This is a genomic window from Rhizobium sp. ZX09 (assembly GCF_017357485.1).
Taxonomy (GTDB): Bacteria; Pseudomonadota; Alphaproteobacteria; order Rhizobiales; family Rhizobiaceae; genus Agrobacterium; species Agrobacterium pusense.
The window spans coordinates 1,488,670-1,501,040 of sequence record NZ_CP031364.1; the positions used below are offsets into that span (position 1 = coordinate 1,488,670).

Consider the following 12,371-nt stretch of genomic DNA (forward strand, 5'->3'; position numbering starts at 1 on the left):
AGAAAAACCGGTTGTTCCGGCGGATTTCTGTTTACTTTTGCCGAGGTTGCGCGCCATCACGCTGACTGAATTCGCTGCCAGGCGTATCGTAAACCACGGAGGATGAGATGAAGGCACTGGTGCTGGAAGAAAAAGGGAAGCTCGCGCTCAGGGACTTTGACATTCCCGGTAAACTCGGACCGAAGGATGTGCGTATCCGCACCCACACGGTCGGCATTTGCGGCTCCGACGTCCATTATTATACACATGGCAAAATCGGACATTTCGTCGTCAACGCCCCGATGGTGCTCGGGCACGAGGCCTCTGGAACGGTGATCGAAACCGGCGCCGAGGTAACGCATCTCAAGGCTGGCGACCGTGTTTGCATGGAGCCGGGTATTCCCGACGCAACATCGCGCGCGTCAAAGCTCGGCATCTACAATGTGGATCCGGCCGTCCGCTTCTGGGCGACGCCCCCTGTGCATGGTTGCCTGACGCCGGAGGTCATTCATCCTGCTGCTTTTACGTACAAGCTGCCGGACAATGTGTCCTTTGCGGAAGGCGCCATGGTGGAGCCCTTTGCCATCGGCATGCAGGCGGCGCTGCGTGCCCGCATCCAGCCGGGCGATGTCGCCGTGGTAACAGGCGCCGGTCCGATCGGCATGATGGTGGCGCTTGCCGCGCTCGCGGGCGGCTGCGCGAAAGTCATCGTCGCCGATCTTGCCCAGCCCAAGCTCGATATCATCGCCTGTTACGATGGCATTGAGACCGTCAATATCCGCGAGCGTAACCTCGCCGAAGCGATCGCTGAGGCGACGGACGGCTGGGGCTGCGATATCGTCTTTGAATGCTCGGGCGCAGCCCCTGCCATTCTTGGCGTTGCAGCCCTCGCACGACCGGGCGGCGCAATCGTGCTCGTCGGTATGCCGGTCGATCCGGTTCCGGTCGATATTGTCGGCCTTCAGGCCAAGGAACTTCGGGTCGAGACGGTTTTCCGCTACGCCAATGTCTATGATCGCGCCGTGGCGCTCATTGCATCCGGCAAGGTCGATCTGAAGCCGCTGATTTCTGCGACCATTCCCTTTGAAGACAGTATTGCCGGTTTCGACCGTGCGGTGGAAGCGCGGGAAACGGACGTCAAACTGCAGATAGTGATGCCGCAATAAGTGCCAGACATTCGCTCGCTGATGCATAAGCGGCGAAACGTGCGCGGAAAAGTATAAGTAGGGCCCGCCTGTGGCAGGCGGGCCCTACTCCAAAAATTCATCACAGATCGCCTCCTGTTGAGAATTGTTTGGGCGCATCACGGCAAATTGAGCAAAAAAAACAGGCTCTCCGCAACGTTGACTGTCAATCACGTTGAGGCACTATTCAATTTCTGGCAAAAAACAGTCAAAAAAGTATCGGTAATTTCTCCGGCGTGATGTGGATGTTTAGCCGCGGCCCGCCCTATGCTCCTCATCAACGCCTGGGACGAGCCATAAAGAGGAATGGCTTCGCTTCGCAAATGCGGCGGACGTGACTGATGGGAGGAACCATGATGCAGCCCGATCTGGAACTGGTGCACATCCGCAAGGGCGAATCTTTCGCAGCCTGGCGGCATGGCTATCCGTTCCGTACCGTGCGCTGGCATTATCATCCCGAATATGAAATTCATCTGGTCGTCGCGACGTCAGGCACCTTCTATATCGGTGATTTCGTCGGCCGTTTCGGCCCCGGCCAGCTCATCATGACCGGCCCCAATCTCCCCCAGAACTGGATCAGCGAGATCGAGCCGGACGAAATCGTGCCGACGCGTTCCCTCGTGATCCAGTTTCCGGAGAGTTTTATCGAGGATGCCTGCGCCTCCATGTCCGAGATGGAAGTGGTGCGCGGCCTGCTGGATCGCAGCCGTCGCGGTATTCTCTTTGACGACGAGACGAGCGATCGCGTTCGTCCGCTGATCCTTCGGCTTATCGAGGCGCAGGGCCTGACGCGTCTGGCACTTTTCTGGGAAATTCTCGATCTCTTGGTCAATGCGCCGACATCCGAGGTGCTGGCAAGCCTCAGCTACGAACTGGATCTGACCGGGATTGGCGACAGCGGCATCAATCGCGCCCTCTCTCATCTGCGCGAGCATCTGACCGAACAGGTGGAGGAAATCGATCTCGCCGACATGGTGGGCCAGAGCCCGAGCGCCTTCTCCCGGGCCTTCAAGCGCCATACCGGCACGACGCTGGTGCGCTATCGCAATCAGTTAAGGATCGATCTTGCCTGCCAGATGTTGCTGGCGGATCAGGATGTGAAGGTGGCCGAGGTCTGCTACGATGTTGGCTTTTCCAATCTTTCCAATTTCAACCGGCATTTCCTGAAACTCAAGGGAATGTCACCGTCGAGGTTCCGAACCATTTTTGCGGCCCAGAAGGCAGCTGTTATGGCGGAGTAAACCAGCGACACATCGCCGATTTTTACCAATTCGGGCAGAGGTCTGTCCGGAAACGGGCACTTGTTGCCCCAACTTTCCTAATGGGAGGAAGAGTGAGATGAAAATGAAATCCAAGTTTCTGATGGCGACAGCCGCAATTGCAATGATGGCCGCTCCGGCGCTGGCGCAGGAAAAGCTGAAGATCGGCATGACCTTCCAGGAGCTGAACAACCCCTATTTCGTGTCGATGCAGGAAGCGCTGAAGGAAGCCGCAGCAAGCATCGGCGCTGACGTTGTCGTGACCGATGCCGGCCACGATGTGGCCAAGCAGATTTCTGACGTTGAGGACATGCTGCAGCAGAAGATCGACATTCTGCTTCTCAACCCGACTGACAGCGCCGGCATCGAAGCAGCCGTTCACGCTGCCAAGGCTGCCGGCGTAATCGTCGTTGCTGTTGACGCCAACGCCAACGGCCCGGTCGACACCTTCGTGGGCTCGAAGAACCGTGACGCGGGTTACAAGTCGTGCAAGCATCTCGGTGACGCGCTCGGCGGCAAGGGTGAAGTCGCCATTCTCGACGGTATCCCGGTCGTGCCGATCCTGCAGCGCGTCGAAGGCTGCAAGGCAGCTCTCGCCGAATTCCCCGAGATCAAGCTGGTCGACACGCAGAACGGCCGCCAGGACCGCTCCGTCGCTCTCGGCGTCGTTGAAAACATGATCCAGTCGCGCCCGAACCTCGCCGGCATCTTCTCGGTGAACGATGGCGGTGCGATGGGCGCTCTGGCTGCTATTCAGGGTTCCGGCAAGGACATCAAGCTGACCTCGGTCGACGGTGCTCCGGAAGCTGTGAAGGCGATTGCCGAGGGTGGTCCCTTCATCGAAACCACCGCGCAGTTCCCGCGTGACCAGGTTCGCGTTGGCCTTGCCATGGCGCTCGCCCAGAAGTGGGGCGCTCGCGTCGTGCCGAAGGAAGTCCCGATCGACGTTATGGTCGTCGACAGCAAGAACGCCGGCGAGTTCAGCTGGTAAGAACTCCTCCCAAGCCCCGTCCCCATCTCGTATGGGGGCGGGGTTAAATCCCGACCATTGAGGAGGGTGAAATGCTGGAACTGAATGGAATAAGAAAAAGCTTTGGCAAGATCGAAGTCCTGCGTGGCGTCGACCTTGAGGCGCGCGCCGGCGAGGTGCATGCGCTTCTGGGCGAAAACGGCGCCGGCAAATCGACGCTGATGAAGATCCTGTGCGGCATTTTGCAGCCATCCGAGGGAACGATCCGCATTGACGGCAAGGATCGCCGCTTCGCCAATTACGATGAGGCGATTGCCGCCGGTGTCGGCATCGTGTTTCAGGAATTCAGCCTGATCCCTTATCTCAACGCCGTTGAAAACATGTTCCTCGCCCGCGAAATTCGCGGGCCACTGCGCCTTCTGAACAAGGGCGCGATGCGCAAGCGCGCAGCCGAAATCATGGGCCGGCTCGCCGTGGATGTTCCGCTGGACGTGCCGGTGCATCGCCTGTCCGTCGCCCAGCAGCAATTTGTCGAAATCGCCAAGGCGCTGTCGCTTGATGCCCGCATTCTCGTGCTCGACGAACCCACCGCCACACTGACGCCTTCCGAGACCGAACATCTGTTCAAGGTCATGCGTGAGTTGCGCCGTCAGGGCGTGGCAATCATCTTCATTTCGCACCACCTCGAAGAAATATTCGAGATCTGCGACCGCATTACCGTTCTGCGCGATGGCGAGTTGATCGGCTCGTGCCTGACCTCGGAGGTCGATAACGATCGGCTGGTGGAGATGATGGTCGGCCGGCGCATCGAAGCCAGCTTCCCGCCCAAGCCGCAACTTGATCCTTCTGCCGCAAAGGTGATTGAAGTCGAGGAGCTGCAATTGAAGAAGGGCGGCCCTGTCTCGCGTTTCGCGCTGCGCAAGGGCGAAATTCTTGGTTTTGCCGGGCTCGTTGGCTCAGGCCGCACGGAAACTGTTCTCGCCATGCTAGGGGCGCATTCAGCCTCGCGCCGCAAGATCAAGCTCGATGGTGTGGAGACGCGTTTTTCCGGCCCCGATGATGCGCTGATGCGCGGCATTGGCCTGCTGCCGGAAAGCCGCAAGGAAGAGGGCCTGATCACCAGCTTCTCCATCCTGCAGAATATCTCGCTCAACAATTACGGCAAATACCGCAAGGCGCACTGGTTCCTCGATCTCAAGAAGGAACTGGAGTACACGACAAAGGCCATGGCGCAGGTGCAGGTGAAGGCACAAGGGCCTTACGCCCGCGTCGACACGCTGTCCGGCGGCAACCAGCAGAAGATCGTTATCGCGCGCTGGCTGAACCACGACATGCGCGTGCTGATCTTCGATGAACCGACACGTGGCATCGATGTCGGAGCGAAGGCAGAAATCTATTCGCTGATGCGCGAATTTGCTGCCAGGGGCCATTCGATCATCATGATCTCCTCGGAACTGCCGGAAGTCATCGGCATGTCCGACAGGGTCTGCGTCTTCCGGTCCGGCGGCATCGTTGCCACGGTCGAGGGAGACGACATCAATTCAGAAACAATAATGACAAACGCCACCACCGGGAGAGTTGAACATGTCGCTTGATGCAAACACCGGCGTTGCCGCGAAAACGGGCGGTTTCAGTCTCAGTGCCATGCTGCGCTCGCCGCTCGCCCTGCCGCTGGCGGGTCTGATTGTCGTATCCATCCTGATGGGGCTTGCGAGCGACAATTTCTTCAGCCTCAACAACATCATGAACGTGTTGCGGCAGGTTTCCGTCGTTGGCATTCTGGCCGTCGGCATGACTTTCGTCATTCTGACCGGCGGTATCGACCTGTCGGTCGGCGCTGTCATGGCGCTTATCGGAACGCTTTCCGCTGGCCTGATGGTGAACACCGGCCTCTCGCCTGCAATTGCGCTGCCGGCCGGCCTGTTCATCGGTCTCGGCATCGGCATCTTCAACGGGGCGCTTGTCGCCTGGGGCAAGATGCCCGCCATCATCGTCACGCTCGCCACCATGGGCATGGCCCGTGGCCTTGGCCTTATCTATTCCGGCGGCTACCCCGTCAGCGGTATTCCGAGCTGGATTTCCTGGTTTGGTGTCGGCCGTATCGGTGTGGTTCCCGTCCCAGTCGTCATCATGGTGGTGATCTACGCCATCGCCTGGGTGCTGTTGCAGCGCACCGCTTTCGGCCGCCACGTCTATGCGCTCGGCGGAAACGAGCTGGCAGCCCGTCTTTCGGGCGTGAAGACCCAGCGCGTCAAGCTTGCCGTCTATGGCATCTCGGGCGTCACGGCAGCATTTGCGGCACTGATCCTCACCGGTCGCCTGATGAGCGGTCAGCCCAATGCCGGTGTCGGCTTCGAACTCGATGCCATCGCGGCCGTTGTTCTTGGCGGCACGGCGATTGCAGGCGGCAGGGGCCTCATTCTCGGCACGCTCATCGGCGCGGTGCTGCTCGGCATTCTCAATAACGGCCTCAACCTGATGGGCATCAACCCCTATCTGCAGGATGTCATCAAGGGCGGCATCATCCTGCTGGCCATCTATATCGGACGGGAATGGCGCTAAGCCGGCCCGGAAATATCTTCATAAACGCAGGAGAATTAAATGTCTGAATCGCTGCAAGGCAAGATTGCGGTCATCACCGGCGCCGCATCCGGCATCGGGCTTGCCACCACAGAAGCGCTGTTGGAACAGGGCGCGACCGTTGTGATGGTCGACTGGAACGAGAAGGCCCTGAACGATCTGGTTGCCAAGCTTGGCGACCGTGCCATCCCGCAGGTCACCAATCTGCTCGATGCCGACAGCTGCAACGCGATGATCCCTGAGATCCTCAAGAAGGTCGATCATATCGACATTCTCTATTGCAACGCCGGCACCTATATCGGCGGCGATCTTACCGAGACGACGCCGGAAGCCATCGACAAGATGCTCAATCTCAACGTCAACGCCGTCATGAAGAACGTTCATGCCGTCGTACCGCACATGTCGGAGCGCAAGACCGGCGATATCATCGTCACCTGCTCTATCGCCGGCCACTTCCCGACCTATTGGGAGCCGGTCTATTCCGGCTCGAAATGGGCGATCACCAGCTTCGTGCAGGGCATGCGCCGCCAGATGATCCCGCACGGCGTGCGCGTTGCGCAGGTCTCCCCCGGCCCGGTCGTTTCCGCACTGCTGGCCGATTGGCCGGAGGAAAACCTCCGAAAGGCCAAGGAATCGGGCAGCCTCATCGATGCGAGCGAAGTGGCCGATGCCGTTGTCTACATGCTGACACGCAAGCGCACCGTTACCATCCGCGACATGCTGGTCTTGCCGACCAACTTCGACCGCGTTTAAAAACGTCTGGAGCGGCGGGAAAACCGGAAACGGTTCCGCCGCTCAAATCTGTTCAAGTACCGGATCATCCGCTCCGAGGAGTATCACAAATGGCTTCCTATCTCGTTGGTGTCGATGTCGGGACCGGCTCGGCGCGGGCCGGTGTCTTCGACGTCTCGGGCAAGCTTCTCGCCACCGCCAAGCGTCCGATCAGCATGCATCGCGAAGATGGCGGCATTGCCGAGCAATCGAGCGCGGAAGTGTGGCAGGCGGTTTGCGACAGCGTCCGGGATAGCGTCTCACGCGCTGGTATCGATCCTGTCGAAGTTGCCGGCATCGGTTTCGATGCCACCTGCTCACTCGTCGTTCGCGGGCCGGACGATGAGACCCTGCCAGTTGGCGCTGCCGATCATCCCGAACGCGATATCATCGTCTGGATGGATCACCGTGCCGTTGAACAGGCGGAGCGCATCAATGCCGGAGAACATGCGGTTCTCAAATATGTCGGTGGCCGCATCTCTCCCGAAATGCAGACGCCGAAGCTTTTGTGGCTTCGGGAAAATCGACCGGATGTCTATGCCCGTGCCGAACACTTCTTTGACCTGACGGATTTTCTCACTTGGAAAGCCTCCGGTGCACTTGATCGATCCGCCTGCACGGTCACCTGCAAATGGACCTATCTCGCCCACGAGAACCGCTGGGATTCGGAATATTTCAACAATATTGGCCTTGGCGATCTGGCGGAACAGGGCTTCCGCCGCATCGGTGAAAGTGTCGTCCATCCGGGCACGGCGCTCGGCTCCGGTCTGACAGAAGACGCCGCAAAGGCGATGGGGCTGGTCGCAGGCACCGCCGTTGCTGCGGGCCTGATTGATGCCCACGCCGGCGGCGTCGGTACGGTTGCTGCGGGTGGCGATGCTTCGAAATGCCTTGGTTATGTTTTCGGGACCTCGTCCTGTACCATGACGACGACAGCCGAACCCGCTTTCGTGCCTGGCGTCTGGGGGCCTTATTACTCGGCCATGGTTCCCGGTGCGTGGCTGAATGAAGGCGGCCAGTCTGCTGCCGGTGCGGCCATCGATTATCTGGTTCAGCTACATCCGGCAGCCCCCGAAGCGAAGGTGCTTGCCGAGAAGGATGGCAAAGCCTTACCGGTCTGGCTTGCCGACCGCGCCCTCGGCCTCGCCGAATCCGCTTCCGCCGCAGCAAAGCTTGCAGAGGATTTTCATGTGGTGCCGGAATTTCTCGGCAACCGTGCACCCTTCGCCGATCCCCATGCCCGCGCGGTGGTTGCCGGGTATGGCATGGAAACCGGCGTGGATTCCCTTGTCGCGCTTTATGTGGCCGGGCTTCTCGGCCTTGGTTACGGGCTTCGTCAGATCATCGAAACGCAGGCCCGCAACGGCGCGCCGGTGGAAACCATCAGCGTCAGCGGCGGTGCGGGTGCCCACCCGCTTGCACGGCAGTTGCTGGCCGATGCGACCGGGCTTCCCGTCGAATTGACCGAATGCGAGGAGCCGGTGCTTCTGGGTTCCGCCATGTTGGGCGCCGTCGCCGCAGGGACTTATCCGGACCTGATGGCGGCGATGCCGGCAATGTCGCGTATTGGCAGCAGTGCAACGCCCGATCCTGGTTTCCAGAGGGTTCACCAAGCGCGTTACGACGCGTTTCTGACGCTGCAGAATGCGGCCCGCGCCATTCGTTCCGCTAGCCATTCCTGAGCGCCGTCAAAATAACTTAGATCATCCGGCCGCATTGGCCGCAAATAACGAGGATTCCATGCAGTTTTCCGGAAAATCCGTCATCATCACCGGCGCAGGCAAAGGCATCGGCCGCGCCTGCGCGCAGCTGATGGCCGCACGTGGTGCGGAGGTCGTGGCGATCAGCCGCACGCAGTCCGATCTCGACAGCCTCAGAAGCGAAATCGGCGGACGTTCGATCCGTGCCGATCTTGCCGACGTCGCCGCCACCCGCGCCGCCATGGCCGAAGCCGGCACCTGCGATTTCCTGATCAACAGCGCCGGCATCAACGTGCTGGAAAGTGTGCTTGACATGAGCGACGCAGGCTACGAGGCCGTGCTGGGCATCAATCTGCGCGCAGCCATCATCACCTGCCAGGAATTCGCCCGCGCCCGTGTTGCAAGGGGCGGCGGCGGCGCCATCGTCAACATCACCTCGATTGCAGGGCATCGCGGCTTTCAGGATCACCTGTGTTATGCGGCGTCCAAGGCCGGGCTTGAGGGCGCAACCCGCGTGCTTGCCAAGGAACTTGGCCCGCATGGTATTCGCGTCAATGCCGTCGCGCCCACCATCACACTCACTGAACTGGCTGCGGAAGCATGGAACGATCCGGTCAAAAGCCAGCCTATGATGGTGCGTCATCCGCTCAACCGCTTCGCAGAAGCCGAAGAGGTGGCGCAGAGCATCGCGCTGCTGCTTTCCGATGACAGCAAGATGATTTCCGGCGCCGTATTGCCAGTGGACGGTGGCTTCCTCGCCGTTTGAGCAAAACAACAGCTGCTCTCGGCGCAGGCCGATTGAAACCTGAAAAGATCGATGCGCGGGGTGCGATACGCATTGCCCGCGCATTTCATCTATGGCGGATGGAGTCAGTTCAGGTCCGGGTGCCGGCCGACGAGCTGACTGCGTTTCGCCTGCAGAATTTCTTTCTGCTGTTCCAGTTTGAGAAGCTCCTCGTCAATCTCTTCAACGCTTTTTTCGATGTGCAGATATTGCGCGGCGAGAAGCGATTTCGCCTCCTTGCGGCTGGAGGCGTTGGGCGTATCGCCATAGAGAGGCCGGTTCGCCGTCTCTTTCAGGAAGAAGGTCGTGACAATGCCGAACACAGCGGCGACCATGAGGTAATAGGCCGGCATATAGATGTTGTCCGTCGCCTCCACCAGCCAGGCCGTGACCGTTGGCGTCAGACCGGCGACGATGATCGAGATGTTGAACGCGATCGCCAAGGCGCTATAGCGTATGCGCGCCGGGAACAGAGCGGGCAAGGTCGAGGCCATGATTCCGATCAGGCAGTTCAGCGCGACGGCAAGAATAAGCAAGCCAAAGAAAATCTGGACCACCTGCCCGCTGGCGATGAGATGGAAAGCCGGTAGCGAGAGAAAAAAGATCGCCGTGCTGCCGACAGCGAGGAAAGGTTTGCGGCCTATCCGGTCGCTCAAAAGCCCGATGGCCGGCTGGACGAACAGCATACCCACCATGACGGCGATGATGATGAGGACGCCGTGATCCTCGCTGTAATTCAGCGTCTTTGACAGGTATGTGGGCATGTAAGTCAGCAGCATGTAGTAGGTGACATTGGTGACGAGAACCATGCCGATGCAGATTGCCAGCGAACGGAGATGTTTGCTGGTGATCTCCGCGATGGGGACCATGGGCCGTTCCTTCAGCGACTGACGGTCCTCCTCTTCAGCGCGGTGAAGGCGTTCGGTGAAAGCCGGCGTCTCCTCCGCGGCGTGGCGAAGATAAAGGCCGATCAGTCCGAGCGGAGCGGCAAGGAAGAACGGAATGCGCCAGCCCCAGTCGAGAAATTTCGCCTCGCCCATGGCGGTGCTGAGCAGCACCACCAGTCCCGCGCCAAGCACAAAACCGGCAATCGAGCCGAAATCGAGCCAGCTGCCGAGATAACCGCGTTTGCGGTCGGGCGCATATTCCGCCACGAAGATGGCCGCACCGGTATATTCTCCGCCCACGGAAAAGCCCTGAACGAGCTTGCAGAGCAGCAAGAGGATAGGGGCCCAGATGCCGATGGTCGCATAACCCGGAATGAGGCCGATGCAGAAGGTGCTGGCCGCCATGATGATAATGGTGAGAGAGAGGACTTTCTGCCTCCCAAACCTGTCGCCCATCGCCCCGAAGAAAACGCCACCTAGCGGACGAATGAGAAACGGCACCGAAAATGTCGCAAGTGCCGCCACTGTCTGAACGGCGGGGGCAGCCTCCGGAAAGAAGACCTTCCCAACGGCGTAAGCGACAAAGCCGTAAACACCGAAATCGAACCACTCCATGGCATTTCCGAGGGCGGCTGCCGTCACGGCTTTTTTGACTTTCTCGTCATCGATGACGGTCACGTCGTCAATGCTCAGCGGGCTGGCCTGAATCTGACTGTTCAATTGTTGTCCCCTTGAATGCCTTGCAACCATTTATTGCGCGACGTGAAAATGCGTGACATGCGCATGTGTTCCATTTGCAGGCGGAAGCGGTGCGGGGGCGGGGTGTGCCCCAATAAACGAACGCCCGGCAATGGCCGGGCGCTTCTGAAATCTGGTGGGATGTATTCAGTGACGATGCTCGGGCATGTCCTTCAACTGATCCTTCGTCCATGAGGTCACCGCGTGGACATCGCCGTCCTCATCGCGCATAAAATCGAGATCGCTGAGCGGAACTGCGACGGGCTTTGCGCCGATGCCGAGAAAGCCGCCGACATCGATGATCGCCGTGCTGCCGGCGCCGACGCCGTGTACGTGGTCAACCTTCCCGACCTTGTGGTCATCGGCGCCATAGACGGTCGCGCCTTCTAGAACCGACGGCGTCAGTTCGGTTTCAACCAGACGTACGTGATTGCTGTGATCCATTTTTTCCTCCTGTCGTGGTTTACAGGAACGAAACTCCCGCGTTGCAAAACCGTTCCATTGGCTGTTGCTCGCAGTCATTGCGCTGCCTTGCGAACAGACCTGCACGCTTCCGGAATGAACATGTCGATACTTTGTCATTCGATAGTCATGTTTGACCGAGAAAACCCTCTTGAAATTAATGAACGCGTGTGCAATATGAACACGCGTTCACTCAAAAGAAATGGTTTTGCGCATGGACTCGATGCCCTATCCGGATACATTGGCAGCTCGCGCTGAACTGTGCCGCAGCGTTATTTTATCCGCCGGCGAACTGGTACTCAAAGGTTTTCAGGGTGAGGCGACGCGAAGCTTCTCCATGAAGGGGCCGCAGGATTTTCTGACAGTGACCGATGCGGCTTCCGAGGCGCATATTCGCGGGGCGATCTCGGCTTGTTTCCCAGACGATAGTTTCTTTGGTGAAGAAGGCGGCGGTGAGATCGGCGATCGGGTGTGGGTCGTCGATCCCGTTGACGGTACCGCGAATTTCGCGCGTGGCATCCCGCATTTCTGCATCTCCATTGCTTATGTCGAGAAGGGGCGAACGGAAATCGGCGCGATCTATAATCCTGCGCTTGACGAGCTTTATTTCGCGCGTCGCGGTGAAGGAGCAACGCGCAACGGGCAGCCGATTCAAACCGCGGAAACGACGCGCTTTGATGCGTCATCGATCGAGATGGGCTGGTCGACCCGGGTCGCGAATTCCACATATCTCGATATCGTCAGGAAGCTGCTCGATATGGGCAGCAATGTTCGTCGTGCAGGCTCTGGAGCGCTGGCGCTTGCCTATGTGGCCGACGGTCGTTCCGACGCCTATCTCGAATTGCATATGAATTCATGGGATTGTCTTGCAGGCTTGCTACTCGTCAGCGAAGCTGGCGGCGATGTCTGCCCATTTCTGGAGATTGGCAGTCTTCGGGATGGCGGGCCTGTTCTGGCTGCGGCCCGCGGTGTTGCCAGAGGCGTCAGCCAGGCAGCGAATATACCCCTTGCCGAAAGGACGCCGTCGGACCGGCAGCGCGCCGCCTCGGCCTGATTT

Annotated in this window: 11 protein-coding genes; 9 read left to right on the forward strand and 2 right to left on the reverse strand. The window is 59.4% G+C overall.

All coding sequences use genetic code 11. The features are described 5' to 3' along the window. The first annotated feature begins 107 nt into the window (after positions 1-107). The 8 genes from BTN45_RS21560 to BTN45_RS21595 all read left to right on the forward strand — a co-directional run bounded on the left by BTN45_RS21560 (position 108) and on the right by BTN45_RS21595 (position 9,209). Positions 108-1,145: an NAD(P)-dependent alcohol dehydrogenase gene (locus BTN45_RS21560; RefSeq protein ID WP_207590953.1), complete on the forward strand. Its 1,038-nt coding sequence runs from the start codon at positions 108-110 to the stop codon at positions 1,143-1,145. A gap of 374 nt (positions 1,146-1,519) precedes the next feature. Further along, on the forward strand, positions 1,520-2,404 hold the full coding sequence (locus BTN45_RS21565) for an AraC family transcriptional regulator (RefSeq protein ID WP_004438205.1): 885 nt from the start codon (positions 1,520-1,522) through the stop codon (positions 2,402-2,404). A 97-nt stretch (positions 2,405-2,501) separates the two neighbouring features. Next, the gene (locus BTN45_RS21570) at positions 2,502-3,413 is read left to right on the forward strand and encodes an ABC transporter substrate-binding protein (protein ID WP_003522008.1); all 912 of its coding nucleotides are present in this window, start codon (positions 2,502-2,504) and stop codon (positions 3,411-3,413) included. Between the two features lie 71 nt (positions 3,414-3,484). Then, positions 3,485-4,987, forward strand: a complete 1,503-nt coding sequence (locus tag BTN45_RS21575; protein ID WP_207590954.1) for a sugar ABC transporter ATP-binding protein — start codon at positions 3,485-3,487, stop codon at positions 4,985-4,987. Beyond that, the gene (locus BTN45_RS21580) at positions 4,977-5,954 is read left to right on the forward strand and encodes a ribose ABC transporter permease (protein ID WP_004438211.1); all 978 of its coding nucleotides are present in this window, start codon (positions 4,977-4,979) and stop codon (positions 5,952-5,954) included. The genes BTN45_RS21575 and BTN45_RS21580 overlap by 11 nt, the downstream gene beginning before the upstream one ends. Before the next feature lie 39 nt (positions 5,955-5,993). Further along, a complete protein-coding gene (locus BTN45_RS21585) occupies positions 5,994-6,725 on the forward strand; it encodes an SDR family oxidoreductase (protein ID WP_004438213.1) in 732 nt (243 codons plus the stop codon). Positions 6,726-6,814: 89 nt separating this feature from the next. Continuing rightward, positions 6,815-8,425, forward strand: a complete 1,611-nt coding sequence (locus BTN45_RS21590) for an FGGY-family carbohydrate kinase (RefSeq protein ID WP_207590955.1) — start codon at positions 6,815-6,817, stop codon at positions 8,423-8,425. A 58-nt stretch (positions 8,426-8,483) separates the two neighbouring features. Then, on the forward strand, positions 8,484-9,209 hold the full coding sequence (locus BTN45_RS21595; protein WP_037091203.1) for an SDR family oxidoreductase: 726 nt from the start codon (positions 8,484-8,486) through the stop codon (positions 9,207-9,209). 104 nt (positions 9,210-9,313) lie between these two features. Here BTN45_RS21595 and proP read toward each other — a convergent pair whose 3' ends face one another. After that, positions 9,314-10,834: a glycine betaine/L-proline transporter ProP gene (proP, locus tag BTN45_RS21600; protein ID WP_037091004.1), complete on the reverse strand. Its 1,521-nt coding sequence runs from the start codon at positions 10,832-10,834 to the stop codon at positions 9,314-9,316. Positions 10,835-10,999: 165 nt separating this feature from the next. Continuing rightward, positions 11,000-11,296, reverse strand: a complete 297-nt coding sequence (locus BTN45_RS21605; protein WP_004438228.1) for a PRC-barrel domain-containing protein — start codon at positions 11,294-11,296, stop codon at positions 11,000-11,002. A 232-nt stretch (positions 11,297-11,528) separates the two neighbouring features. Between BTN45_RS21605 and BTN45_RS21610 the strand changes: the two genes are divergently transcribed. Next, on the forward strand, positions 11,529-12,368 hold the full coding sequence (locus BTN45_RS21610) for an inositol monophosphatase family protein (protein WP_045534393.1): 840 nt from the start codon (positions 11,529-11,531) through the stop codon (positions 12,366-12,368). Positions 12,369-12,371: the final 3 nt, after the last annotated feature.

Bases quoted from the DNA above. Each gene is read 5' to 3' on its own strand.
- BTN45_RS21580 (WP_004438211.1), top strand. From the start codon at position 4,977: ATGTCGCTTGATGCAAACACCGGCGTTGCCGCGAAAACGGGCGGTTTC.
- BTN45_RS21595 (WP_037091203.1), top strand. From the start codon at position 8,484: ATGCAGTTTTCCGGAAAATCCGTCATCATCACCGGCGCAGGCAAAGGC.
- BTN45_RS21560 (WP_207590953.1), top strand. From the start codon at position 108: ATGAAGGCACTGGTGCTGGAAGAAAAAGGGAAGCTCGCGCTCAGGGAC.
- BTN45_RS21605 (WP_004438228.1), bottom strand. From the start codon at position 11,296: ATGGATCACAGCAATCACGTACGTCTGGTTGAAACCGAACTGACGCCG.
- BTN45_RS21585 (WP_004438213.1), top strand. From the start codon at position 5,994: ATGTCTGAATCGCTGCAAGGCAAGATTGCGGTCATCACCGGCGCCGCA.
- BTN45_RS21570 (WP_003522008.1), top strand. From the start codon at position 2,502: ATGAAAATGAAATCCAAGTTTCTGATGGCGACAGCCGCAATTGCAATG.
- BTN45_RS21610 (WP_045534393.1), top strand. From the start codon at position 11,529: ATGGACTCGATGCCCTATCCGGATACATTGGCAGCTCGCGCTGAACTG.
- BTN45_RS21590 (WP_207590955.1), top strand. From the start codon at position 6,815: ATGGCTTCCTATCTCGTTGGTGTCGATGTCGGGACCGGCTCGGCGCGG.
- BTN45_RS21565 (WP_004438205.1), top strand. From the start codon at position 1,520: ATGCAGCCCGATCTGGAACTGGTGCACATCCGCAAGGGCGAATCTTTC.
- BTN45_RS21575 (WP_207590954.1), top strand. From the start codon at position 3,485: ATGCTGGAACTGAATGGAATAAGAAAAAGCTTTGGCAAGATCGAAGTC.